This window comes from Sphingomonas sp. GW821-FHT09B04, from assembly GCF_059418285.1.
In genome coordinates this window covers 681343-705887 of record NZ_JBWKPO010000002.1, presented here as the reverse complement: position 1 = coordinate 705887, position 24545 = coordinate 681343, and the positions used below count along the sequence as shown (strand labels likewise).

Here is a 24545-nt window from a genome sequence, read left to right as displayed (position 1 = left end):
ATGAAGAGATACGACGCGATCGTCATCGGCGGTGGGCATAATGGCCTTGTCTGCGCCTTCTACCTTGCCCGTGCGGGGCTGAAGGTCCGCGTTCTGGAGCGGCGCGACGTTGTCGGCGGCGCAGCGGTGACCGAGGAATTCCACCCCGGCTTCCGCAACTCGACCGCGAGCTATACCGTCAGCCTGCTTCGGCCAAAGGTGATCGCCGACATGAAGCTGCACGAGCGCGGCTGGCGGATCGTCGAGCGGACGATCAGCAATTTCTTCCCACATGACGATGGCTATCTCAAGCTCGGCGGCGGCACCGCGCGCACCCAGACCGAGTTCGCGCGCTTCTCGCGAAGAGACGCCGAGACCTTCCCGCGCTACGAGGAAGCGCTGGAGCGCGTCGCCGAAGTGCTGCGCGACCTGTCGCTCAAGACTCCGCCCAATGCCGGGGGCGGGCTGCGCGCACTGCTCGCGGCGGCGATACAGGGCAAGCGGCTCGCGGGCATGAGCGTCGAGGCGCAGCGCGACGTGATGGACCTGTTCGTCAAGTCGGCGCGCGACTTCCTCAACGGCTGGTACGAGAACCCGTATATCCAGGCTGCGTTCGGCTTCGATGCGGTGGTGGGCAATTATGCGAGTCCCGATACGCCGGGATCGGCCTATGTCCTGCTCCACCACGTCTTTGGCGAGATCAACGGCAAGAAGGGCATGTGGGGCCACAGTGTCGGCGGCATGGGCGCGATCACGCGCTATATGGCCGAGGCGGCCGAGGAGGCGGGCGTCGAGATCAGCCTCGAGGCGCCGGTCGCGCAAGTGCTGGTCGATGGCGCCAAGGTCGCGGGCGTGCGGCTGGAAAGCGGCGAGGAGATCGCCGCGACGATCGTCGCCTCAAATGCTGGCCCAGCTTTGCTCTATCGCCAGCTTGTCGACCGCGGCGACATGCCCGCCGAATTCGCCCGGCGAATGGACGGCTACAAGACCGGATCGGGCACGTTCCGGATGAATGTGGCGCTCAGCGAGCTCCCCAACTTCACCGTGCTGCCGGGCAAGGAAAAGGCCGAGCACCACACCGCCGGCATCATCATCTCGCCGACGCTCGACTATATGGACAAGGCGTTCACCGACGCGAAGGCGAAGGGCTGGTCCGACGCGCCGATCGTGGAGATGAAGCTCCCCACCAGCGTTGACGACAGCCTTGCCCCGCCGGGGATGCATATCGCCTCACTCTTCTGCCAGCAGTTCGCGCCGGTGCTGCCCGATGGCCGGAGCTGGGACGCGGAGCGCGAGAAGGCGGCCGACGTCATCATTGACACGGTCACGCGGCACGCGCCCAATTTCCGCAAGTCGATCCTTGGCGTGCAGATCCACTCGCCACTCGATCTGGAGCGCAAGTTCGGGCTGATCGGCGGCGACATCATGCATGGGCATATGTCGCTCGACCAGCTGTGGGCGTCGCGCCCGATGCTCGGGCATGGCGACTATCGCGGGCCGATCAAGGGACTCTATATGTGCGGTGCGGGCACGCATCCCGGCGGCGGCGTCACCGGGGCGCCGGGGCACAATGCCGCGCACGAGATCCTGCGTGACCGCTCGTTCGTGCGGCGGATGCTGCCGGTCTAGCGCGTGCGCCGCACCCACAGATACACGGGCAGGCCGAGTGCGAGCAGGCCGAGGCCCCAGAGATTGGCGCGCAGGCCGAGGCCGTAGATCATCCACAGCACGAACAGCGCGGCGACGATTGCCGCCAGCGTTACCGCGCGGTCGCCGGCGAGCAGCTTCAATGCGGCGAGCGCGCTGACGAAATAGGCGAGCATCCCGGCCGCGAGGCTGATCGTCGCGATGTCGGCAAAGAGCGTGCCGGTGCGTCCGGTATAGTTGAGCGCCATCACGATCGTGACCAGCACCCCCGACACCAGATGGGCGCGCGCCGGAGTGCCCTGGCGGCTTTCCTTACCGAACCAGGCGGGGAAGACGCCGCCGCGCGCCATCGCCCAGGGCATTTCACCCTGCAACAGGATGAAACCGTTGAGCGCGCCGAGCGCACTGATCGCGGCGAAGATCGCGGCGATCTCCAGCGCGCCCGTCCCCCAGGCGCGGCCAAGGAAGACGGCGAGCGGAGCGGGGGAAGCGGCGGTGACGTCCGCCGGCATCATCAACCCGATCGCGCCGGCGACGAGTAAATAGACCAGCCCGGTCAGCGCCGTACCCAGCAACGTCACGAGCGGCACGATCCGCGCCGCGTCCTTGACCCGATCGGCCGGAACCGTCGCTGATTCAACGCCGAGGAATCCCCAGAAGGTCAGCGCAACGGCAGCGGAGATCGCGCCCGCGCTGATCGGCACCGACGGGTTGGTGACGATCGCCGCCCGACCGTCCGCAAGCAGCAGCCACAGCGCGAGCAGGACGATTGCGACCAGCGGGACGAGCTTCGTGACCGCCGTCACCAGCTGGATACGACCCGCCAGCGCCACGCCGCGAATGTTGATCGCGACCAACGCCCAGATCAGCAGCAGCGCAGTTGCAAATGCCGGCAGCCCGCTCGCAATCCCCGGGAACGGCACGCTGAGCGCGCTCACCACCGCGATCGCCAACGCGCCATTGCCTGCCCAGATCAGGATCCAGTAGCTCCAGGCGACCGCGAAGCCGACCACCGGGCCGAATGCCGCATCGGCAAAGGCATAGGGGCCGCCCGCGCAGGGCAGCTTCGCCGCGAGCCGGGCGAAGACGAAGGCCAGCATCATCGCACCGGCGATCGTCGCGCCCCAGCCGATCAGTGCGTTGGTTCCGAGCGGGGCGAGCGTCGCGGGCAGCAGATAGATGCCCGATCCGATCATGTTGCCCACGACCAGCGCCAGCGCCGGCCAGAAGCCGAGCGCGCGACGTGGCGTTGACGGGACTCCATCGGCCATGCGCTCTTTGTCGCCACCGCGGCGACATCCGTCCAGCGGGAAAAATGCGGACGGCGCTTGATCGCCGCGCGGCCGCATGATCATCATGCGCGATGGCTGTGACGCGCTTTCCACCCGACCTCATGGACGCGGCGCTGGCGCTGCACGACAATCGCCTGTCCGAGGCCGAGCGCGGCCTCAAGGCCTATCTGAAGCGCGATCCGTTCGACGCGCGCGCGATCCGCATGCTTGCCGAATTGGCCGGGCGGATCGGGCGATTGAAGGATGCCGAGACCCTGTTGCGCCGGGCGGTCGAGCTTGCACCCGCCTTCACCGCGGCGCGCGCAAACCTTGCCCTCGTGCTCTACCGCCAGAACCGCGCGGAAGAGGCGCTGGCCGAGCTCGACGCGTTGATCGATGCGGAACCCGATCATCCCGGCCATGCGAACCTCAAGGCGGCCGCGCTGGGCCGGCTCGGCGCATTCGAGGAAGCGATCACATTGTACGAGCGCGTACTGGCGGAGGCGCCCGCGCAGCCCAAGCTGTGGATGAGCTACGGCCATATGCTCAAGACCGTGGGTCGGCAGGCCGACGGCATCGCCGCCTATCGCCGCGCGATCGAACTGCGGCCGGAGCTGGGTGAAGCATGGTGGAGTCTCGCGAACCTCAAGACCGTGCGGTTCGACGATACCGACATCGCCGCGATGGAGGCCGCGCGCGCGGCCCCGGCGCTTGGGGAGGAAGACCGCTTCCACCTCGATTTCGCGCTGGGCAAGGCGTTCGAGGATCGCGGAGAGGCCGATCGCGCCTTCGGCCACTATGCCTCGGGCAACGCCTTGCGCCGCACCCAGCTCGTCTATGACGCCGACGAGACCGGGCGCTTCGTCGACGACTGCATCGCGCTGGCCAGCCCGGACTTCTTTGCCGACCGAGCCGATTGGGGATGCGACGCGCGTGATCCGATCTTCATCCTCGGCATGCCGCGTGCGGGCTCAACCCTGATCGAGCAGATCCTGGCCAGCCACAGCGCGATCGAGGGCACGACCGAGCTTCCCGACCTGCCCGCGCTTGCGCGGCGCATTCCCGACTATCCGCACGGCCTCGCCGGATTGACCGCGGCGCAAGCGCGCGAGCTGGGCGAGGAGTATCTACGCCGCACCGCTGTCCAGCGCCGCAGCGATCGGCCCTTCTTCATCGACAAGCTGCCCAACAACTGGGCGCATGTCGTGCTGATCCGCCTGATCCTGCCCAATGCGATCATCATCGACGCGCGCCGCGAACCGCGCGCCTGCTGCTTCTCAAACTTCAAGCAGCATTTCGCGCGAGGTCAGGCGTTCAGCTACGCGCTCGACGATATGGGGCGCTATTATCGCGACTATGCGCGGCTGATGGCGCACCTCGATCGCGTCCAGCCCGGCCGCGTCCACCGCGTGATCCATGAGGCGCTGGTGGCGGATACCGAGCGCGAAGTGCGTCGGCTGCTCGACGCCTGTGGCGTCGCGTTCGAGCCAGCCTGCCTCGCCTTTCACGAGACCGAACGCGCGGTGCGCACCGCGAGTTCGGAACAGGTGCGCCAGCCGATCTTCACCGGCGGCGACCGCGCCTGGCTGCCGTTCGCCCCGCACCTCACCCCACTCGCCACCGCGCTCGGCGATCTGGTCGACCGCTACCCGGACATGCCCGGCGCGAAGTAACGTTGCAGAAACATCACTGTCATCGAAGATTGTGAACGCCTCGTTTCGTGACGATTGACGTTTATTGCGCCGAACTACAGTCTTCTGAGACATAAATATATTCAGGGGGCCGCAATGATCATTTCAATGCGTCGTGCTGTGATGTCCGGGTTGCTCACATCGGCAGCCCTGATCTTACCCGTCTCCGCCGAAGCGCAGCAGCGCACGCAAAGCACCGCCCCCGACCTTCCACCCGATGTGGACGAGATCGTCGTCACCGCACTGAAGCGCGACGAGAACATCCAGTCGGTTCCGATCAGCATCCAGGCGATCGGCACGCGCAAGCTCGATCAGCTCAACATCTCGAACTTCAACGAATTCACCCAGCTGCTGCCCTCGGTCGCCTTCCAGACCTCACAGCCTGGCTCCACCACCGTCTATATGCGCGGAGTCGCATCGGGCGGCGACGGCAACCATTCGGGTTCGCTCCCCTCGGTCGGCAGCTATCTCGACGAACAGCCGGTGACGACGATCGGTGGTACGCTGGACGTCCATATCTACGACATTGCGCGCATCGAGAGTCTCTCCGGACCGCAAGGCACGCTCTACGGCGCGTCTAGCCAGGCGGGTACGATCCGCATCATCACCAACAAGCCCGACACGGCGGGTTTCGAAGGCCGGGTCGATGCCGAGATGAACACCGTCAAGAGTGGCGGGCAAGGCGGCAAGATCGAGGGGATGATCAACGCGCCACTATCCGGCAATATGGCATTGCGCATTGTCGGCTTCTACCAGCGCGATGCCGGCTATATCGACAACGTTGCAGGCACCCGCAGCTTCCTGCCTACCCCGGGCGGTATCACCGTCAACAACAACGCGTTCGTCAAGGAAAACTACAACGACACCGATACCTGGGGCGGGCGCGCCGCGCTGAAGATCGATCTCGACGACAATTGGACCGTCACGCCGACCGTGCTGTACCAGGAGATGCGCGCCCACGGCGTCTATGGCTACGATCCGCGGGTCGGCGATCTCAAGGTGCAGCATTTCTACCCCGAATATCGCCGCGACCGCTTCATCCAGGGCGCGCTGACGATCGAGGGCAAGGTCGGCAACTGGGACGTCACCTATGCGGGCGCCTATCTCGACCGAAAGACCTATGCCTCGAACGACTACACCGATTATTCCGAGGCTTACGACAATCTCTATGCCTCGGTCGGCGGGCTGGCCGGCTATTTCTACTATCAGGACAATGCCGGCAACACGATCGACCCGCGCCAGGTCGTCATCGGCAGCGATCACTTCAAGAAGACCAGCCAGGAACTGCGCGTCGCGTCTCCGTCAACGGATCGCTTCCGCGTGGTCGCAGGCCTCTTCTATCAACGCCAGTCCAACCTGATCCATCAAGACTATCAGATTCCCGGACTGGGGTCCGCCGTCTCGGTCAATGGCTCGCCGGGCACGTTGTGGCTGACTCAGCAGCATCGCGTCGACAAGGATTATGCGATGTTCGGTGAGGCGAGCTTCGACCTGACGTCGCAACTGACCTTCACCGCGGGAGCGCGCGGCTACATCTACGACAACTCACTGATCGGCTTCTTCGGCTTCGGCCGCAATCCGGGCATCGATCCGGCGGACGGGCGCCCCTTCACGGCGTCGCCATTCAATGCCGCGGGCAGCTCGCGCACGGGTGTCGCCAGCTGCTACCTCGCGGATGGGCGGACGCTGCGCGACGCCTATCTCGACGGCAGCCCCACCAATACGCTGCTGCCGGCAATGATCGCGGGCGGGCCGTGCACAAACCTTGCGACCTTCACCAACGGCAAACTCGTTCCAAAGAAGACCGAGGGACAGGGCGTCACCTATCGCCTCAACCTGACCTGGAAGCCGCGGGACGGACTGCTCTTCTATGCCGCCGCCTCCAGCGGCTTCCGCCCCGGCGGTATCAATCGACGCGGGGATGTCGCGCCCTATTCAGCGGACAAGCTCTATAATTACGAGCTGGGTTGGAAAACGACACTGGTCGATGGCCTGCGCTTCAACGGCGCGGTCTATATGCAGAACTGGAGCGCCTTCCAATTCTCATTCCTCGGCCCGAACAGCTTCACGATCATCCAGAATGGTCCCGACGCGCGCATCTATGGCGTGGAGATGGACGCCAATGCCTCTTTCGGCGGGCTGAACCTGACCGTGTCGGGCTCGTTCACCGATGCCAAGACACGGCAGGATCTGTGCGCGACACAGATCTGCAGCGGCACCGGCACCGATGTATTGGCGCCAAAGGGAACGCGCCTGCCGGTCACGCCGCGCTTCAAGCTTACCGGCACCGCCCGCTATTCGGTGCCGATGGGGTCTGGGCGCGGTTATGTGCAGGGGCTGGTCGCCTATCAGAGCTCGGCGGCGTCGGACATCCGTGTCGCCAAGGCGGCGGCGCTCGGACGGCTCCAATCCTATGCCACGGGCAATCTCGCGATCGGCTATGAGTTCGCAGATTATAGTCTCGAGCTGTTCGCTCAGAATATCTGGAACGAGCGCGGCCAGATCACACGTTTCCAGCAATGCGGCGCCTGCGATCAGCGTCCCTATATTGTGCCGATCACCCCGCAGACGATCGGCATAAGGCTGGGAGCGCGATTTTAGGCGACACGTCGCCTTCCATACCTTCCTGGCAAGGGGTTCTGACGAGCGCCCGCTTTCGGGCATCAGGTGACCGATTCACCCGCCAGCCCGATCCCGGCTGGGATCTTTGGTTTCCGTCGTGGCGAATGAGGTATCCCAATCCCTATCGGACTGAGCCGCCGATCCGCTCAGCCATTGACGATCGTTCCGCCATTGGGATGCAGCACTTGCCCCGACATATAGCTCGAATCCTCGCAGGCAAGGAACAGGAAGCTCGGTGCGACCTCATTCGGCTGGCCCGGGCGGCCCATCGGGGTGCTCTCGCCGAAATTCTCGAGCTTCTCGGGGCTGGCGCCGCCGCACGGATTGAGCGGGGTCCAGATCGGCCCGGGCACGACCGCGTTCACACGGACACCCTTCTCGATCAGATTTTCCGACAGTGATCGGGTGGTCGAGATCGTTCCCTCAGATGATCGAATAACCTAGCGCCTCTGGGTCGCGGCATGCCTCCCGATCCGGCGAAGGTCTTCGACGAAGCGTGCATATTCCTCGTCTTTGTCCTCCCGGACGCGCAGCAGATAGCTGGGATGGACGGTGACCCAGGCTTCTCCGTCGACGGAGAGAGGTTGCGCTTTGCCGCGCAATGCCGAAACCGTCACCGCCTTGCCGAACAGCGAACGCGCCGCCGTGGCACCGAGCGCGACCGTGATCCGCGGGCGGATCAGCGCCAGCTCGCGTTCGAGCCACCAACGGCAGGCCGAGATTTCGCCTACATTGGGTTTGTCGTGAATGCGCCGCTTGCCGCGTCGTTCGAATTTGAAATGCTTGACCGCGTTGGTGACATAGGCGCGCTCGCGATCGATCCCGGCATCGGCCAGCGCGCGGTCGAAGAGCTGGCCAGCGGGACCGACAAAGGGCCTGCCCGCGAGATCCTCCTGATCGCCCGGCTGCTCGCCGACGAAGACGATATCGGCTCCCAACGGCCCCTCGCCGAAGACGGTTCGGGTCGCGCATTTGTATAGATCGCAGCGGGTGCAACGCATCGCCTCGACGCGCAACGAGTCCCAACTTTTCGTTGCATTGACGCCGGTCATCCCGGCGGCGGCGGTCGCGACCATCTCCCTCTCCCGCCTCTGCGCGCCCGCGATCAGGCTCGGCACCAACGCGGTCTCGGGCATGTTTCTCCAGTATTTCTTCGGCATCTCCTTCAGCATCGCGCCGACCTTCACGCGCGCCGGGTTGAAGATCGATGCGTAATAGGTCTTCCAGACCGCCTCCACCGGATCGCCATCCGGCGTCTCGGCCCTGCTCGCACCAGGCCCTTCCGTCAGCGCCTCCCCATCCCAATGGAGCGACAGGTCAGGCGTCAGGATCGACCAGCGCATGCTGGCGAAGCGGCGCACGAAGAAGCCCGCATTGGCGCGCACAATATGATGGTCGGGTTCGAACCAGGCGACATAGCGCTCTTCCTCGCCGCTATTCACCTCGCGGAAGCGCAGGAAGGCACGCATCTTGTGCATGTCGCGTCGGACCGCGCTCGCCATCCGGGCTAGTTTGCGCCGCAGCGGATCGGCGCCATCCTCCATCGCCCCAGGTTTATCACGCACGCGGCAGAGCAAGGCGAACAGCAGCGAGAAACGTTCCGGATCGCGGTGACAGATCGCAGTCTGCGCGAGATCGACGAAGGACCGCGGAACGGAGAAGACATTCTCTGCAACAATGATCGGCGCGGGCTGCGCGCCGAACAGATCGCCCTCACCTTCGACCTGCCAAAGCAAGTCCTCTGGTGCAATGCCTTCCAGGACCAGCGCCCGCGCAGCGCTTCGCCAGCCATCGAAATCGTCCTGTTCGGCAAGTTGAATCGTGCGGAGCTCACGCACTAAACAGCTCCAGTTGCCTCGGCTTGGGCTGGCGCGACGCGAGCAGCGCATCGGCCAGCGTCGTGGGCCGCCAGTCGGCGGTAATCAGGAAGGGGCGAAGCCGTGCGATCGAGACGGTCAGCCGAGCGATATCATCGAGCCGCAGCCGGCGATGGCGCCGCGCCGCGATGACGCCGTCCACAGCGCGCACGCCGAGTCCCGGAATGCGCAGCAACGCCTCACGCGGCGCCTGATTGGCGTCGAGGGGAAAGAAGTCGCGATGCTTGAGCGCCCAGGCGAGCTTGGGATCGATATCGAGCGGAAGGTTGCCGCCGGCGTCCGCCGAATCCGCGAGCTCGCGACTGGAATAGCCGTAAAAGCGCATCATCCAGTCAGCCTGGTACAACCGGTGCTCACGCATCAGCGGTGGCCGGATCAGCGGCAGCACAGCGCTCGCATCCGGGATCGGAGAAAACGCCGAATAATACACACGGCGGAGGCGAAACCGGTCGTAGAGCGACGCGGCGCGGGACACGATCGCCGCATCGGTGGCCGCGTCCGCGCCCACGATCATCTGCGTCGACTGCCCCGCCGGCGCGAAATCGGGCGCGGACTTGTAGCGCGCCTTCGCGTCGGCACCGTCGAGGATCGCTGTGTTCATTACGCCCATCGCACCCTCGATCCGCCGGGCGCTCTTCTCTGGCGCCAGCCGCTCCAGTCCCGCGGTGGTCGGCAGCTCGACATTGATCGAGATTCGATCGGCATACAGACCCGCGCGACGAACGAGATCCGGGTCGGCGTCGGGAATGGTCTTGAGGTGGATATAGCCACGAAAGTCGTGATCATCGCGCAGAGCACGTGCCACCTCGACGATCTGTTCCATCGTATAGTCAGAGGTGCGGATGATCCCCGAGGAGAGGAATAGCCCCTCGATATAGTTGCGCCGGTAGAAGGCGAGCGTCAGCCGGACAACCTCGTCGGCCGTGAATCGGGCGCGGCGGACGTTCGAGCTCTTGCGATTGATGCAGTAGTGGCAGTCGAAGATGCAGCTGTTGGTCAGCAGGACCTTGAGCAGGCTGATGCACCGCCCGTCGGGCGCATAGGCATGACAGATGCCCATGCCCTCGGTCGATCCGATGCCTTTGCCATCCGCGCTATCGCGCTTCTTCGTTCCCGAGGAGGCACAGGAGGCGTCATACTTTGCCGCGTCGGCCAGGATCGCGAGCTTCTGCCGGACATCGAGCTGGGACATATGTTCATTATATGTTCCATATTTTCCTGTATCAAGACAATATGTTGGCCAGCCCCCTTCCCCGTTCAGTCTGGATCCATAGCCTGTGCGATAGCTTCAGCGAGACGGACCTGATTGAATGGCTTGCTCAAGCGAACCGTATCGCGGCCGGGCGTTTCGACGCCTTCACCATAGCCACTGGCGATGATCACCGGCATGCCGGGCCGGATATCGTCGATCGCTGCGATCAGATCGACCCCGGTCATGTTGGGCATCGCCTGATCGGTGACGACCAGGTCGATATCGTCGCGCTCGCGGAACGCCCTGAGCGCTTCAACCGCCGAATCCGCCTCGATCACCTCATGCCCGAGATCTTCGAGCAAAGCGGCGGTGTTGATGAGTACCAGCGCGTCGTCGTCCACGGCGAGGATACTAAGACGGTCCATGCGCCGGGGGGGCGTTTCCGCGACGGGATCCGCGGCTGCCACCGGCGCATCCTCCGCCACCGGCAGCCACAACACCGCCCGGGTGCCCTCGCCTACCTCGCTCAGTAGCTCGAACGTTCCACCGATCTGCTGCGCCATCCCATGCACCATCGGCAGGCCCAGCCCGGTACCCTTGCCGACACCCTTGGTCGTGAAGAACGGCTCGGTGGCGCGCCGCAGCGTTTCAGCGTCCATCCCTGTGCCGTTGTCCTTCACCACCAGCTTCACATAGCTGCCCGCCGGGAGCTTTGGGGCACCGCCCTCGGTCACGGTTTCGCGGGCAGCGGAAATCAGGATCGGGCCGCCCGAAACCATCGCGTCGCGCGCATTCACGATGAGATTGAGCAGCGCCATCTCGAGCTGGTTCGCATCGGCACGCACCGGTGGGAGCTTGAGTGGAAAGCTGGTCGAGATCGGCCATTCCGGACCGATCGAACGCTGGACCAAGTCGTTCATACCCGCGAGCAGCTGCGAGAGGTCAATGCGATCCACCTTGAGATCCTGACGCCGCGCGAAGGCGAGCATGCGCTGGGTCAGTGCCGCGCCGCGTTGGGCGCCCTCCACTGCGTTGTTGAGCAGGCGCTCGGCTAGAGGATCGTCAGGCAGGCGCCGGCCCAGCAGATCGAGGCTGCTCAGCACCGCCATGAGCAGGTTGTTGAAGTCGTGGGCAACGCCGCCGGTCAGTTGCCCGATCGCGTCCATCTTCTGCGACTGGAACAAGGCCTCGCGCGCCGCTTCGAGTTCGCGCTGGGTCTGCTCGCGCTCTGTGATGTCACGCGTGATCTTGGCGAAACCGATCGGCCGGCCATCATCGTCGCGGATCGCATCGATCACCACGCTCGCGCGAAAGCGCTCGCCGTCCTTGCGCACCCGCCAGCCCTCGGCGATGAACCGCCCCTCGCGGCGGGCCGTCTCCAGCGCGCGGAGAGGTTCGCCGGCCTCGCGTTCCTCTTCCGTATAGAAGCGCGAGAAATGCTGGCCGATGATCTCACCGGGTTCATATCCCTTGATCCGGCGCGCGCCCTCGTTCCAGCTCGAGACGCGGCCCTCGAGATCCACCATATAGATCGCATAGTCGGTGACGCCCTGAACGAGGTGACGGAACTGTTCCTCGCTGTCGCTCAGCTTGTCTTCGACCAGACGGCGCTCGGTCACATCGCGCCCATACGCATAGACCAGTCCGTCTTCGAGGGTCGTATGCCATTCGATGCGATGGTAGCTGCTGTCGATCGCCCGGAAGCGGTTCTCGTAATTGGTGAGTTCACGCGCGCTCAACGCGTTTGCGAGCGCATCGTTGCTCGGCGCAATGTCGTCGGGGTGCATGAAGTCGCTGAACGGGCGTCCGACGACGGCGTCCACCGGATGCCCCAAAATCCGTGTCCAGGATGGGCTGACCGAACGGAACATCCCGTCGGCATCGACCGCGACCATCAGGTCGCGCGACACGCTCCACATCCGGTCGCCGCGACGGCGCTCCGCCTCAAGCGCGGCGACGCTGGCTAGCGCACCGCCGATCTGCGCCGCGATCAGACGCGCGACATCGAGAATATCCGCATCGTCAGCGCGATAGGGGTTTAGCGCCAGGATTAGCGCGCCCGCCTCGACGCCCACCCCCACCCCGGGGATCGCGATCGCAATCGCCTTTGCCGGCGGCCGGTCCCATTCGCCCGACGGCCATTCCATATCAGGCAGGAGCGCGACAATTTCTCCAGCCTCGCCCAACCGATCCGGCAGGCTTGGCCCCACCCGCTCGAACATTGCGGTGTCGTCGCCAGCATCCTCCGCGAGGCGCAACGCGATGAATGGAAAATCGTAGCGATTGGTCGCGAACGCCGCATGGACCGCGCCACGCACCATCGCATGGTCGATTGCGCCTGCCAGCGCGAGTCCAAGCTGCCGCATCGTCTCCACGCGCCGTTCGCCGATGACCCGCGCAGTCTCCTCGCTGACTATGCACAGCAGTCCTCCGACACTGTTATCGGCGTTATGAAGCGGGCTGTAGGAAAAGCTGTGATAGGTCTCTTCAGGAAAGCCGCTGCGCTCGAGCAGAAGGCGTAGCGCCTTGTTCCAGGTTGCCTCACCCGCGCGAACGCGTTGAACCTGATCGGCCACCTCTTCATAGACTTCCGACCACACCTCCTGGAACGGCCGGCCGAGCATCGCGGGATGCTTGATACCAAGGGTCGGAATATAGGCGTCGTTATAGAAGAAGCGCAGGTCCGGTCCCCAGCCCAGCCACATCTCGAACCGGGTGGTCAGCAGCATCCGCAACGGAATCTTGAGCGCATCGGGCCACTGGTCCGGATCCCCAAGCGGTGTCTCTTCCCAACTATGCTCGCGCATGATGCGCGCCATCTCGCTCGTGCCGGGAAAAATGCCAGCTAACCCCTCGCTCATGCGCAGCGTATCTCCTCCTGGTTCTTGCCTAACGCCCGCATATTCAAATGGATGCGTTCAAACACCTCGCGGTCTGATTGAGTAGGACCAGCACCATTGGGGCTAGAAAATGGCGGGTTGAGCAGGTTCGCCCAGTTGCAGTTGGGCCAATGGGAAGTCGAAGTGACCGTCGCTAACCGCATTCGCCGCGTCGAGCCGCAAGAAGAGGTCGAGCAGGACAGCCGCCGCGCGCTCCACCGCGTTCGCAGCACCCATGCTTCTGCATCAATGCGGCGCTACAGGAACGCATTACAGATCGCGCTCGATCTGCTGCCCGGGCGCTAGGCTGCCATAGCGTTGAGGCCTCGGTCCTCGGACAGCGCGCCGCAACGCCTCCTTGCGGCCTCGATATAGGCGAAGATACTGGTGACCGGGTCGTCGGTCTCGTGGAATTCACCGCGGGTCTGTGTAAGCTGTCCGTCTTCCACCAGCATCTCAAGCGCGGCCCGGCCTCTTGAGACCCGGCTCTTGACCGTGCCGGTCGCGACGCCGGTGATCTTCGCCGTCTCCTCATAGGAGATGCCCCCGGCGCCGACGAGGATCAACGCTTCACGTTGGTCTGGAGGCAATTGCTGAAGAGCACGCAACATGTCGCGAAGCTCAACGACCCGATCCTGACTCGCAGGCGCGCAGAGCACACGCTCGGCGACCAGGTCGTTCCATTCCCCGACGAAGCGCTTGCGACGCTGGAGCGAGAAATAATGGTTGCGCAGGATTGTGAAGGTCCAAGCCCGGAAGTTGGTGCCCGCTTCGAACGCGGCCCGGGCACTCCATGCCTTGAGCATCGTCTCCTGCACCAGATCATCGGCGAGCTCGCGTTCACCGCACAGGCCTCGCGCGAACGCACGCAGTTGGGGAATCACGTCCGCGAGCATTTGCTTGAAGTCACGGTCGGTGATCAGCGTTGAACAGACATCCGATGATGGCTTGCTACCCATGGTATATTCCCGCCTAGTGGAGATAAAAGCACAACATTCCAGTGATGTAACGGTTCCCGACCCTGCATGAGATCTCATGAAAGCGAAATGCGGCATGCCTGAAGACCGGAGGAGTCGGGGGTCTGGAAGAATTCTCGGCCCGGTTGCCGGCAGCCGAGCGCTCCAATGGCGCTCAGTGCCGGGCGACCGCAGCGCCCTGAAGCGACCGCCAGGATCGATCTGGTTTCGGATCACAGCACACGCTTGAGTTTCTCGAGCGCAACCTGCTGGCCTTCCTTGTGATCGATGGTTGCGACGAATTTCCCGTCGCGGTCCATCAGGAAGATCGACGCGGTGTGGTCGATCGTATAATCGCCGCCCTCGATCGGGACCTTGGCATAATAAACGTGGAACGCCTTCACGATCCGCGCGATCTGCGCGTCCGATCCGGTCAGTCCGATGATCGGCGTGTTGAACAGCTTCACATATTCGCCGATGTCCTTCGCCTTGTCGTGTTCGCGATCGACCGAGACGAACACGATCTCGAACTTGTCGCCGTCGGCGCCCAGTTGTTTGCGGAGCGCCGCCATGCGGCTGAGCGTGGTCGGGCAGACATCGGGACAACGGGTAAAGCCGAAGAAGATCGCATAGGGCTTGCCGCGCAACGTCTGGTCAGTCACGGCCTTTCCGTTCTGATCGACCATGTCGAAGCTGCCACCAAAAGCGCTGGCATAGCTTTCGGCCGGGGTCGGCGCGGGCCTTTCCCGTGGCAGCAGGTAGAGGATGCCGGTCGCCACCACCGCGACCCCGGCGACGGCCCATAGCCAGATGCGCAGCCGCGCCAGGCCCGATCGTGCGCCGCTCATGCGCCCGCTCCATGGCCGATCTGCTCGACCTTGAGCTGGACGGTCACGCTTCCGCCATGCTGAAAACGAAGCGTCAGCGGCACCCGCGTGCCGAGCCGGAGCGGGGCCCTCAGCCCGATCAGCATGATGTGATAGCCGCCGGGCTTCAGCTCCAGCTTTCCCCCGGCGGGGACCGCCAATCCGTTGGGCAGCGGCCTCATCCGCATGATCCCGCCATCCATCGACATGGTGTGGATCTCCACCTTCTCCGCCACCGGGGAACTGCCGCCGATCAACCGATCCGGTCGCTTCGCGCGGTTGCCGATCGTCATGAAGCCGCCGCCATTCGCCTGCCCCGGCGCGGTTTGCCGGGACCAGACGTCGGTGATCGAGAGGTCGCCGCGTTTTACGGTTTGCGCGGTGATCGGCGTTGCGATGGCAAGCGCGATAACGCCTGCCGCCATGCGAGAAATGGGTTTCATCTCGGATCCTTTCAGAAGCTGCGGGTGAATGAGAGTTCGACGCTGCGCGGCGCGCCGACAAAGACCAGACCGGCGGCGTAGCCGGACCAGTCGGCATAGAATGCGTCGGTCAGATTGCGGCCGCGCAACGTGAGCGTGCCGAGCTTTGACTGCCACGCGACCGACGCATCGATCGTCGTGAAGGCGTGGACCTTCAAGCTGTTTGCGTTCGAGGTGAAGAAGCCACCATTGTGCCGGACCGATCCGGTGAGGGTCACCGGCAGTGCCTTGGGGGCATAGGTAACGACGAGGTCGGCGAGCCGTTCCGGCACATTGGGCGGCCGGTTGCCTGACCGGTTCGCGCCGCCCGCCTCGATCAGCGCGCCATATTCTGCGTCGAGCAGCGTGCCGCTGGCCGCGATGTTCAACTCGTCGGTCGCGGGCAGGTTGAGCGCGACCTCGACGCCGCGCGAACGCAGATTGCCACCCTGGATGGTGACCGCCGGGTTCGCCGGATCGCGCGTCAGGATGTCATCCTGGCGGATATGGAATACCGATGCGGTCAGCTCGACCCCGGTTCCGGTCAGCGAAGTCTTGACCCCAGCCTCATAGGCGTAGCCGGTGGTCAGTTTGAACCCCGCATTGGCCGCGCTCAGGAACAGCAGTCCGCTGACCGGGGTGACCGCGTAACTGTATTGCGCGAAGATCTGGGTCTTCGGCGTCAGGCTGTAGACGGTGCCGACCCGCCACGACACGGGATCATAGGTCTGGCCATAGCGCTGCACTGCGCCGCTGGTCGCATTCACGACGCGGCGGTCGAGCTTCACATGGTCGTAGCGGATGCCGCCGACGACCAGCCATTCCGGGGTCAGGTTGAGCGCGTCCTCGGCGAACAGCGCATAGGATTGAACCTCCGCGGTAATGTCCTGTCGCGTGCCGAAATTGACCGGCGTGTCCTGCGGGAAGCGGCCGCGCACCGGGTTGAACGGCTCGACGGACGGTGCCGTCCCGAAACGGCGTTGCGTAAAGAAGTCGGTCCCGCCGAACTCGATCCCTGCGGTAAAGCGGTTGCGCAGGCCCGCAACCTTGCCGTCGAAGGCAAGGTGCAGGCGCTGGCTCCAATATTGATGGTCATGGGTAATGAGCGAGGTGTTGCGGTCGATCCGCCCGGTCGCCGGGTTGAACGTGTATTCGTCGGCGTCGCGCCAGATACGGTCCGACGTGTACCAGCTGGTGTCGCTCACCAGCTTCAGCTGATCCGACAGCACATACTCTCCGCGCGCGCGCAACCACAGCGTGTCCGATCCGACATCGCCGTCGAGAACGTCGAAATTGACCCGCCGCATTGCCTTGTCGAGCACCAGCCCGGCGCTGCCCGAAACAGCGTCGGACGGGTCGCGTGCCACTGCCCGCGAGACCAGCGGGGTTCCGTAATAGGCGCTCGAATACCGGTCCTCGAAATAGTCGGCCGACACGGTCAGGGAAAAGCGGTCGCTCGGCCGGAACAGTAGCGATGCCGACGCCGCGAAGGTGCGGCTGTCGGTATCGTCGACCCAGCCCGACGAACGCGACCAGGCGATGTCGCCGCGCACCGCCACCGTCGATCCCAGCGGCACGTTGATGTCGCCGGCGAGGCGCGCGGTGTCGAAGCTGCCATAGCTCGCCAGCACCTCGCCGCCGAGGTCGCCGAGCTTCGGGCGCCGGGGCACGAAGTTGATCGCGCCGGCCAGCGCGCCTTCGCCCGAGGTGACCGAGGCAGGTCCCTTGATCACCTCGATCCGCTCGAACATCCAGCTGTCCCAGTTGCGGATGCCGACGTCCGAATTGGCCATGCGGACACCGTCGTAGAGATAGTTGGCGGCGCGGTGGAACCCGCGCATCGAGACCGAACCGATCGATCCGGGCAAATTGCCCGATGCGACGCCGGGCGCGGCGTTCATCGCCTCGATCGCGGTGCGAACGCCCTGATTGCGGAAATCGGCCTGCGTCACGACATCGACGATCGCGGGTGTCTCGCGATTGGTGAGGCCGAGGCGGCCGGCAATGTCGGGTTCGCTTTCGAGCTGGCGCTGGCCGGTGACGACGACCGTGCCGGGGTCGACGCGCGCGGCTTCATCCTGCGCAAGGGCGGGTGTCGCCGCGAGGGTCGCGGCGATGGCGATGATTGAGGTCTTCACAAATGGCTCCCTGATGATGGGCTGGAACGTGGGTGGAGGCGCTGCGCGCGGCGACGGCGCAGCCAGTGGAGAAGGCCGGTCGCGAACAGGATGGCAGGGACGAGACCGAGCAGGGCAACGAGGATGCGTGCCACGATGCCGCCGACCGAGCCGTCGTGCAGCGTGCGGATCCACGCGCTGACGCGCGTACCGGCATTGCCCCGCCGGATGTCGTGGATCGCGAGCACCCGGCCCGAATGCTGGTCGATGAAGACGAAGCTGCCCGGGAAGCGGCGATGCGGGTCACCCGGCACCTGCACGCGCATCCGGAACGGCTTGTCCGCCGCACCGGGCATGTCGATGAAGGCGAGCCGGGCATCTGGCATCGCGCGATGCGCCGCCGCGAGCGCGACGGAGATTGGGATCCGGGGGCCGTCGTCGGCGGTCGAGCGCAGGTCGGGGACCGTATCCGGCTTTGCGATCACCGTCCCGATAACTTGCGTCTTCACGTCGGGCAGCGCGAGCAGGATGCCGGTCGCGACGAGCACCAGCAGCAGCGCCGAGCTCCACAGCCCGAAATGCTTGTGAAGATCGCGCAGGCGACGGATCGGCACCGCGTGGCGCTTGAACACCAGAGCCTTGCGCAAGCTTCCGCGCGGCCACCAGGCAGCGATGCCAGTGACCAGCAGAACGAGCATCGCGACACCCGACCAGCCGACGACCTGCCGTCCGGTTTCCCCGGCGAGCAGGTGCATGTGGAGTTCGTAGAGCCAGCTCATAGCGTAGCTGCCCCAGGGTTCGGCGCGGACGACCTCGCTTCCGTCGGCGGAGAACCAGACCATCTCGCGCTCGGCGTGGTGGCCATGATGCAGCGATGGGGGATAGTGGCGGGCCGGAATCGCGCCGCCTTCGCCGGTAGCCTCGAACGACCAGTCGCCGCCGGACCAGCGCTCCCGAGCGGTCGCCAGCGCGCGATCCCAGACCGGGGACGACCAGTCGGGCGCAGGACCGCGAGCTTCACCGATCGCGGCGCGGTTCAGCGCTGCGTCGATCTCGACATAGAAGACCAGCGCCGAGCCGGTCAGGCCGAGCAGCACGAACAACAGGCCGATGCTCAGCCCCAGCCACAGGTGAACGCGGCGGATCAGGATCGGCAGCCGGGCCGGTTGAAACCGGCGCGGCGCAGGCGTCAGGGCGGCATGCCCGCCCGTGGCAACCAACATATCGGAACCTCGTTTGCCAGACGTCGGCCGCACGCGGCACGACGCGTCCGCACCGGGCGCGATGCGCCCCGTGCGATCAGGCGGCGAACGATGTCAGGCGCTCTGCCGCGCGGCAGTTATGCGCGCGCCGGCGGTCCGATGGCGGGCGGCGGCGGCGCCGCGAGGCGGTGTACCGCGAGGTCGGCGATGGCCCGCGATGCGGGGACGATGGCCGCGGGCAGGACCACCGGTTGCGGAGCGGCATGACTGCCTGGGATAAAGCCGCCGCCCAGGCCTGCGGCGAAGGTGCAGGGACTTTCGGCGGTGCTGTGCCGGTCCCGGTCACCTTCCTTCTCGATCGGAAGAAACGCCTTGGCCTGGCCCATGCCGGTACAGACCGTGATGACGATCCCGTTGGGTGCGACAGTAGGCATGAAGCCGGTCGGGATCGCGACGCGAATCGCCAGCACGAGCGCGAACAGCATCACAAGGATGCGGCGTGCGTTGCGCGACTCCCGGATACCCCCGATCATGGAGCGTTCCCTAGTCCGGGTCGAGGCGCTTGTCATGCCGTCCGCGGGTGGACATTTTGTCCCAGGCCACTGTCCGTGTTCGGGGCTTGCCCCGCCCTGCCCTGCTTGAGTGCTTTCACCCGAAGCGCAGTCCTTCAGCGCACCATTGGGTCCGTAGAGCGGCCATTGATAGAGGCGATAGTTGGCGGCTGCTATGGCGACTTCGGCCCTTCTGATATAGCAGACAAGGATGCATGGGCGCGTGGATTCAGGCAGGGGAACGATGGCGTTCCATGGTCGACAAACCAACCTGCGCACGATCCCGGGACTGCGCATCATTCGCGTCGAGCATCCGTCCGGCCAGCGGATCGATGCGCATGGGCACGACCTTGCCTGTCTGACGCTATATCGATGCGGTGGCTATATCGAGCAGGTGATGCAAGGGGAGGCACCGATAGACGGGCCGGCGGTCGCCTATCATCCGCCCCACGCGCCGCATGCGAACCTGATCGGGGGCCTCGGCCTCGAGACGCTGTCGATCCTCTTCGATCCATTGCTGTTACGCGGGCAGGTTTCGTTCGATCTGCGGGGCGCCAGCCAAATCTGGGTCGGCGGGGTTGCCGCACGGGCGGCGCAAGTGCTGCTGCGAGAACTAAGGTATCCGGCGCATGACCCGGCCCTGCCGATCGCACGCTTCCTGTCGGTGGCGCATGCCGCCCAGCCGACATCGCAGCCTGGATGGCTGGAAACGATCAAGCGCACCCTGGCCGCCGGACCTGTCCGCACTGTCGATCTCGCCCGCCGGCTCGACCTGCACCCCGCGTGGCTGGCGCGGGCATATCTGCACGCCGTGGGTGAAAGCCTTCAGGCGACCGCCCGGCGGCAGCGTGTCGAGCAGGCCATGCTGTTGATTCACGGAGGAGCGACTTCGTTGGCGGATGTCGCGGCGGCAACGGGTTTTTGCGACCAGAGCCACATGGCGCGCTGCTTCAACGCGGTGATCGGCCGTCCGCCGAGTGCGGTGGCGGCGGCAAATGCGTTGGCCGCGTAATGCCGTTCCGGTCCAGCCACTCGCGGATCACCGATGCCAGCGGATACCGCTTCCCGCTGAACACATCGTAGAAATTATGGTCGCCGAACGGAAAGATGTGGATGTCGAAGTTGCGGCGCCCCGCCTTTTGCAACTGGCCGATGCGGTCGATCGAAAGCCGCGTCGGGATCGCCTCGTCATATAGGCCGAAGGTCCACATCGTCGGAATCTCCAGCTTGCCGAGGATATCGGCGGGATCGAATCCGCGCTCGCCGATATAGTCCTCCGCCAGGATGTCGGCGCCGGCGACCTGCGACAGCGTCGGGCGGATCTCGCCATATTTGGCCACTGAATTCAGATAGCCCGAATGGACATCCTCGACCCCTGCCGCCAGCGGCACGCCCTCGCCGATGAACAGGTAACGGATCAGCGGCTCGCGCGAGGCGGCGATCGGCATGATCCAACCCGCTTGGCTACCCCCGATCATGCCAAGCTTCGTCCGGTCGATCCCGGGCTGCGCGGCCAACCAGCGTACGGCGTGCTCGGCATCGCTGGCGAAATCGGAGAACATTTTCGCGGTCGTGGGCAGGTCCCAATTGGGACAGCTCCCGGTCGACTTCCCCGTCCCGCGCTTGTCGTAGACCAGCACAGCGACGCCGCCGGCCTGCAATACGGTGTTGGTCCAGAAGCCCGTCATGTCGCGCGTCGTTGGGCCGGAGCCATGAACGATGACGATTGCGGGCATGTTCTTCGACGCGCCGGGCGGCAGGTGCAGAGTCGCGGCCAGGGTGATGTCACCTGCAGGGATCGCCACGTCGCGCGAGATCACCCCGGCGAGACGTTTAGCCGGTTCCGCCATCGCTGGCGACGCGGCCAGCCCAATCAGGAGCGAGAGGATCAGGGCAGCTACAAGCCGCGCGAACTTAAATGTCGTCTGCATGACGCCATGTTTGACGAGTCGGTCGCGCGATGGCTTGGACGATTCGAAGGTTCGAACAATCTTTCAAGGTACTAGAGCCAACCTAAATTGGGAGTGAGCGCTTCGGCAGCATCCCCCTATTACGGACGTTCGTGAGTCCGCGGCAGAGGCCCCTCAATCGCCACGATCGCGCAGCTCGGCGCGCCAGCAAATGGGGAGTCTGTCAGCTGGCGTGCTTGGGTGAGCCTTGGCTACGGATCGATCTTCTCTGTGACGCGACTGCTGGCATCAAAGTGAAACCAGCAGACCGGCGATAGCGCCGAACGCGACCATCGCTGGCGTAACCCACCCGCCCTTCATGCGCCAGACCATGGCAAGGGCGATGCTGAACAACGCCATGGCGAGCGGCAGGCTGCTCACCCGAACACTCGTCGCATACCCCAGATCTAGAAGCGTTGCAGCGATGATGCCGACCACTGCTGCTGCGACGCCCGCGAGCAGCCGATGCAACGCCGGGTTCTCCACCAGTGCCTCAAGCCGTTCGAACAGCACCAGCGAGAAGGCAAAGGCCGGCAGGAACATTCCCGCCGTGATTGCCAACGCACCGCCGAAACCGCCCGCGACATAGCCGACAAAGGTCGCGAAGATGACGAGCGGCGCTGGTAGTACGCCCGCCAGCGCGATCCCGTCGAGGAAGGTTGCATCGCTGAGCCAGCCGCGCCCGACCGTATCGGTGCGGACATAGGGGATCGCCGTATAAGCTCCGCCGAATGTGAGCAGCCCACCCTTGAGTCCGGCAACGAACAATGCAGCGAGCGTCACAGGCTCGCTCGTCAAACCAATCGCCCCGGAATCGGCGATATCGAGGAAACGCGCCCCGATCGCGACGCCAAGCGCGGCGCCAACGACGAGCAGTGCAATGCCGGATCGATGCGAAAACGCATACGCCAGGCCTCCGGCGGCCAGCAGGATCCAGAACGGCACGCCCGCCAGCGTTGCGAGCAGGCTGCCTGAGGCGATCACCGCGAGCAGCCGATCCTCGACAATATGCGAACCAATCCGGAAGACCGCGCGCAGGATCACGGCCAGGACGACGATCTGAACTCCGAGAAGCGCTTGCGACAGGCCCGGATTGCCCGCGACCCAAGACACATAGGCCCAGCCCGCAGCCAACATCAGCAACAGGCCGGGCAACATGAACCCCAAGCCCGCCAACAGCCCTCCGATCCGACCTCGGGCAATCATTCCGAGATGCACGCACAGCTCATGCGCCTCCGGCCCGGGCAGCACCTGCAGCACTGCGAGCAGCCGATTGAAACGCGCCGAATCGATCCAGCATTCCTGCTCGACAAGCGCCTGACGCAGCATGGCGATCTGTGCCACCGGCCCGCCAAAAGCCAACGCACCGAAACGTAGGAATTTCAGGAACAGGGCCGCGAGGCTGAGACTGGGAGCGCCGGTTGCAGCAGCCGCGGTCATGGACGCGTTCCACGTGCCACATGCGCGGTCCAGTCGTGCGTTTCCCCGCGCGCATCGCGGCACCAGCGATAGAGGGCATCATACACCAACATCCCGGCGTCGAGCTGCTCGAGATCATTGGCGTAGAGCCGCGACAGGCCCAGTGAAACCGCGAGCAGGCCCGCGGCTTCCGGCACGATATCGGGCCGGGCGGTGTCCGCACCCCGGACGATCATCGACAGATATTGAAGCGCCGGAAGTGGGTTCAGACCGAATGCTTCGACCATGGCGTCGAATGTGCATCGGTCACCGTCATGGCTCCAGCGAACGCCCTCGACATCAAACGGCGTCGCAGCGAACTTTTCGGCGACCCCCGCCACTTCTGAAGGGGTGACGAACAGGAATACTGCCTGCGGATCGACGAAACGCCGGATCAGCCATGGGCAGGCGATACGGTCAACCTTCGGCCTGGCGCGGGTCACCCAGATTGTGCGGCCTCGCGGATCGCGCGTCGGAAGCGCCGCCTCCGGCACCATCGGATAGCCTGCAGCCGACCAGCCCTGCGTTCCGCCTTCGAGCAACTCCGCATCGACGCCGGCATGGCGCAGCCAGGCGGCGACGCCCTCACTCAGGCCATGGCCCTGCCCGCCGATGATGATAACGCTCTTTCCGTCAAATTCTGCCGCCCACTCGGCAACTGCGGCGGCGGTACGGCGTACCGCCCCCGGAACAAGCCGTGCATCCGCGGCAAAGTCGTCCGCGGTGCGAACGTCGATTATCGCGCTGCCGTCAGGTGTCCCGATCCGTTTGAAAAGCTTGTCGGCGGAGATTGAATGAATCGCAGGCATAATGCGTCCTCATGTCGTTGGGACGCGATGCTTCGGCGTGCCGCCTCGTGGGGAGATCGCTTTCCCCATACCGTTATATAGGCGGATGCGGTTCGCCGGTGTCAAGCCAGGTACCGCGACCACTGGTAAGGAAATAGTTGCCGCCGCCAACCTGGCGAACAGCAGCTTTCGGATCGCCGGCTGTCACCTTTGGACGGCCGATTTGAGAGCGCTTTAGCGGACTGGCAAGTTGCATCGAAGGCCGCAACGGGTCGCAACCGGAGGCTCGCGTCCGCAACAGGACATCAAAAATGTTTGATTCTGCTCGAAAAAAATCCGCCGGTGGCCGGAGCAGATCGTCGGTGGAATTTTAAGAATGGTAGCGGAGGAGGGACTTGAACCCCCGACCCCAGGATTATGATTCCCGTGCTCTAACCAACTGAGCTACTCCGCCCTACCAAGGCGGCCCTTCTGGGCGAGCGGCGCACATAAGTGGCGTTTCCGACCCGGTCAAGCGAACATGTGACGCGACAGGCTTTCCCACGGCCCGCCGCGATACCACCAGGTCGCCAGTCCCACGATTTCCACCTCGCGCGCGCGGAACTCCTTGCCCAGCGCGCCGAGCAGCAGCTTCGCCATCGATGGCGCCACCTTGTTCTGGATCGTGACGTGCGGCCGCCATGCGCCCGCGTCCTGCGGCATCATCAGACCGGCGAACGCCGCGCTCAGTTCATGCCGGATTGCGGCCAGGCCGGGCGATTCGATTTTCACCGCGACGCCGCGCCCCAGCGACATCAGCCCCACCGCCTTCGCCACCGGTGCGCGCAACCCACGGGTCGCGCCGGTCAGCCTGTGCTTCAACTCCGCCTCCACCGACGGCGGAAGGTGATGGAACAAGGTCAGATGCGCAGGCAGCACATTGCGCTCAGGGGGATAATGCGCGCGCCGCAAGGTATCGAACGCCGCCTGATCCGACCTGCCGAGCAGCGCCGTCACGATGATCGGAGCAGCAGTCATTTCATCCGTCACCCCGGCCTTG

General features: G+C 64.8%; 19 protein-coding genes, 1 tRNA gene and 1 pseudogene. 5 read left to right on the top strand and 16 right to left on the bottom strand.

What is annotated here, in order from left to right; genetic code table 11:
- The gene (locus AC07NK_RS09435) at positions 1 to 1608 is read left to right on the top strand and encodes a phytoene desaturase family protein (protein ID WP_495170306.1); all 1608 of its coding nucleotides are present in this window, start codon (positions 1 to 3) and stop codon (positions 1606 to 1608) included.
- Here the strand turns inward: AC07NK_RS09435 and AC07NK_RS09430 are convergent.
- Entirely contained in the window at positions 1605 to 2897 is a 1293-nt protein-coding gene (locus AC07NK_RS09430) for an amino acid permease (protein ID WP_495170305.1), read from the bottom strand. The two genes, AC07NK_RS09435 and AC07NK_RS09430, sit on opposite strands and share 4 nt — an antisense overlap.
- A 92-nt stretch (positions 2898 to 2989) precedes the next feature.
- On the opposite strand from AC07NK_RS09430, the gene AC07NK_RS09425 reads away from it, so the two are divergent.
- Together AC07NK_RS09425 and AC07NK_RS09420 are read left to right on the top strand one after the other, a co-directional pair.
- Positions 2990 to 4570, top strand: coding sequence for a sulfotransferase family protein (locus AC07NK_RS09425; protein ID WP_495170304.1), 1581 nt, complete (start codon positions 2990 to 2992; stop codon positions 4568 to 4570).
- A 141-nt stretch (positions 4571 to 4711) separates the two neighbouring features.
- A complete protein-coding gene (locus tag AC07NK_RS09420; RefSeq protein ID WP_495170303.1) occupies positions 4712 to 7189 on the top strand; it encodes a TonB-dependent receptor in 2478 nt (825 codons plus the stop codon).
- Positions 7190 to 7356: 167 nt separating this feature from the next.
- Here AC07NK_RS09420 and AC07NK_RS09415 read toward each other — a convergent pair.
- The 4 genes and pseudogenes from AC07NK_RS09415 to AC07NK_RS09400 all read right to left on the bottom strand — a co-directional run.
- A pseudogene (locus AC07NK_RS09415) lies at positions 7357 to 7626 on the bottom strand (SDR family oxidoreductase); the annotation flags it as partial.
- Between the two features lie 24 nt (positions 7627 to 7650).
- Positions 7651 to 9048, bottom strand: a complete 1398-nt coding sequence (locus AC07NK_RS09410; RefSeq protein ID WP_495170302.1) for a UdgX family uracil-DNA binding protein — start codon at positions 9046 to 9048, stop codon at positions 7651 to 7653.
- The gene (locus tag AC07NK_RS09405; protein WP_495170301.1) at positions 9041 to 10279 is read right to left on the bottom strand and encodes a putative DNA modification/repair radical SAM protein; all 1239 of its coding nucleotides are present in this window, start codon (positions 10277 to 10279) and stop codon (positions 9041 to 9043) included. The genes AC07NK_RS09410 and AC07NK_RS09405 overlap by 8 nt, the downstream gene beginning before the upstream one ends.
- 65 nt (positions 10280 to 10344) lie before the next feature.
- The gene (locus tag AC07NK_RS09400) at positions 10345 to 13140 is read right to left on the bottom strand and encodes a PAS domain-containing hybrid sensor histidine kinase/response regulator family protein (RefSeq protein WP_495170300.1); all 2796 of its coding nucleotides are present in this window, start codon (positions 13138 to 13140) and stop codon (positions 10345 to 10347) included.
- 117 nt (positions 13141 to 13257) lie between these two features.
- Between AC07NK_RS09400 and AC07NK_RS09395 the strand changes: the two genes are divergently transcribed.
- Entirely contained in the window at positions 13258 to 13464 is a 207-nt protein-coding gene (locus AC07NK_RS09395) for a hypothetical protein (protein ID WP_495170299.1), read from the top strand.
- Here AC07NK_RS09395 and AC07NK_RS09390 read toward each other — a convergent pair.
- The 6 genes from AC07NK_RS09390 to AC07NK_RS09365 form a co-directional block, all read right to left on the bottom strand.
- Positions 13461 to 14117, bottom strand: a complete 657-nt coding sequence (locus tag AC07NK_RS09390; RefSeq protein WP_495170298.1) for a sigma-70 family RNA polymerase sigma factor — start codon at positions 14115 to 14117, stop codon at positions 13461 to 13463. The genes AC07NK_RS09395 and AC07NK_RS09390 overlap by 4 nt on opposite strands.
- A 230-nt stretch (positions 14118 to 14347) precedes the next feature.
- Complete coding sequence (locus tag AC07NK_RS09385; protein ID WP_495170297.1) at positions 14348 to 14962, bottom strand: SCO family protein; 615 nt, start codon at positions 14960 to 14962, stop codon at positions 14348 to 14350.
- Complete coding sequence (locus AC07NK_RS09380) at positions 14959 to 15423, bottom strand: copper chaperone PCu(A)C (RefSeq protein WP_495170296.1); 465 nt, start codon at positions 15421 to 15423, stop codon at positions 14959 to 14961. The genes AC07NK_RS09385 and AC07NK_RS09380 overlap by 4 nt, the downstream gene beginning before the upstream one ends.
- An 11-nt stretch (positions 15424 to 15434) precedes the next feature.
- Positions 15435 to 17579, bottom strand: coding sequence for a TonB-dependent receptor (locus tag AC07NK_RS09375; RefSeq protein WP_495170295.1), 2145 nt, complete (start codon positions 17577 to 17579; stop codon positions 15435 to 15437).
- Positions 17576 to 18781, bottom strand: coding sequence for a PepSY-associated TM helix domain-containing protein (locus tag AC07NK_RS09370; protein WP_495170294.1), 1206 nt, complete (start codon positions 18779 to 18781; stop codon positions 17576 to 17578). The genes AC07NK_RS09375 and AC07NK_RS09370 overlap by 4 nt, the downstream gene beginning before the upstream one ends.
- Positions 18782 to 18897: 116 nt before the next feature.
- The gene (locus AC07NK_RS09365) at positions 18898 to 19293 is read right to left on the bottom strand and encodes a hypothetical protein (RefSeq protein WP_495170293.1); all 396 of its coding nucleotides are present in this window, start codon (positions 19291 to 19293) and stop codon (positions 18898 to 18900) included.
- 262 nt (positions 19294 to 19555) lie between these two features.
- Between AC07NK_RS09365 and AC07NK_RS09360 the strand changes: the two genes are divergently transcribed.
- A complete protein-coding gene (locus AC07NK_RS09360; RefSeq protein ID WP_495170292.1) occupies positions 19556 to 20323 on the top strand; it encodes a helix-turn-helix domain-containing protein in 768 nt (255 codons plus the stop codon).
- Here the strand turns inward: AC07NK_RS09360 and AC07NK_RS09355 are convergent.
- The 5 genes from AC07NK_RS09355 to AC07NK_RS09335 form a co-directional block, all read right to left on the bottom strand.
- Positions 20262 to 21242, bottom strand: coding sequence for an alpha/beta hydrolase family protein (locus AC07NK_RS09355; RefSeq protein WP_495170291.1), 981 nt, complete (start codon positions 21240 to 21242; stop codon positions 20262 to 20264). The genes AC07NK_RS09360 and AC07NK_RS09355 overlap by 62 nt on opposite strands.
- 267 nt (positions 21243 to 21509) lie before the next feature.
- The gene (gene chrA / locus AC07NK_RS09350; RefSeq protein ID WP_495170290.1) at positions 21510 to 22700 is read right to left on the bottom strand and encodes a chromate efflux transporter; all 1191 of its coding nucleotides are present in this window, start codon (positions 22698 to 22700) and stop codon (positions 21510 to 21512) included.
- Positions 22697 to 23527 carry a chromate resistance protein ChrB domain-containing protein gene (locus AC07NK_RS09345; protein ID WP_495170289.1) on the bottom strand — a complete coding sequence of 277 codons (831 nt, stop codon included), beginning with the start codon at positions 23525 to 23527 and terminating at the stop codon, positions 22697 to 22699. Before AC07NK_RS09345 ends, chrA begins: the two co-directional genes overlap by 4 nt.
- 356 nt (positions 23528 to 23883) lie before the next feature.
- Positions 23884 to 23960: transfer RNA gene (locus tag AC07NK_RS09340), tRNA-Met, on the bottom strand.
- Between the two features lie 56 nt (positions 23961 to 24016).
- Complete coding sequence (locus tag AC07NK_RS09335; RefSeq protein ID WP_495170288.1) at positions 24017 to 24523, bottom strand: 2'-5' RNA ligase family protein; 507 nt, start codon at positions 24521 to 24523, stop codon at positions 24017 to 24019.
- Between the last annotated feature and the right edge of the window lie 22 nt (positions 24524 to 24545).

Bases quoted from the DNA above. Each gene is read 5' to 3' on its own strand.
- AC07NK_RS09435 (WP_495170306.1), top strand. From the start codon at position 1: ATGAAGAGATACGACGCGATCGTCATCGGCGGTGGGCATAATGGCCTT.
- AC07NK_RS09430 (WP_495170305.1), bottom strand. From the start codon at position 2,897: ATGGCCGATGGAGTCCCGTCAACGCCACGTCGCGCGCTCGGCTTCTGG.
- AC07NK_RS09425 (WP_495170304.1), top strand. From the start codon at position 2,990: ATGGCTGTGACGCGCTTTCCACCCGACCTCATGGACGCGGCGCTGGCG.
- AC07NK_RS09420 (WP_495170303.1), top strand. From the start codon at position 4,712: ATGTCCGGGTTGCTCACATCGGCAGCCCTGATCTTACCCGTCTCCGCC.
- AC07NK_RS09405 (WP_495170301.1), bottom strand. From the start codon at position 10,279: ATGTCCCAGCTCGATGTCCGGCAGAAGCTCGCGATCCTGGCCGACGCG.
- AC07NK_RS09400 (WP_495170300.1), bottom strand. From the start codon at position 13,140: ATGAGCGAGGGGTTAGCTGGCATTTTTCCCGGCACGAGCGAGATGGCG.
- AC07NK_RS09390 (WP_495170298.1), bottom strand. From the start codon at position 14,117: ATGGGTAGCAAGCCATCATCGGATGTCTGTTCAACGCTGATCACCGAC.
- AC07NK_RS09385 (WP_495170297.1), bottom strand. From the start codon at position 14,962: ATGAGCGGCGCACGATCGGGCCTGGCGCGGCTGCGCATCTGGCTATGG.
- AC07NK_RS09380 (WP_495170296.1), bottom strand. From the start codon at position 15,423: ATGAAACCCATTTCTCGCATGGCGGCAGGCGTTATCGCGCTTGCCATC.
- AC07NK_RS09370 (WP_495170294.1), bottom strand. From the start codon at position 18,781: ATGTTGGTTGCCACGGGCGGGCATGCCGCCCTGACGCCTGCGCCGCGC.
- AC07NK_RS09365 (WP_495170293.1), bottom strand. From the start codon at position 19,293: ATGATCGGGGGTATCCGGGAGTCGCGCAACGCACGCCGCATCCTTGTG.
- AC07NK_RS09360 (WP_495170292.1), top strand. From the start codon at position 19,556: ATGGCGTTCCATGGTCGACAAACCAACCTGCGCACGATCCCGGGACTG.
- AC07NK_RS09355 (WP_495170291.1), bottom strand. From the start codon at position 21,242: ATGCAGACGACATTTAAGTTCGCGCGGCTTGTAGCTGCCCTGATCCTC.
- chrA (WP_495170290.1), bottom strand. From the start codon at position 22,700: ATGACCGCGGCTGCTGCAACCGGCGCTCCCAGTCTCAGCCTCGCGGCC.
- AC07NK_RS09345 (WP_495170289.1), bottom strand. From the start codon at position 23,527: ATGCCTGCGATTCATTCAATCTCCGCCGACAAGCTTTTCAAACGGATC.
- AC07NK_RS09335 (WP_495170288.1), bottom strand. From the start codon at position 24,523: ATGACTGCTGCTCCGATCATCGTGACGGCGCTGCTCGGCAGGTCGGAT.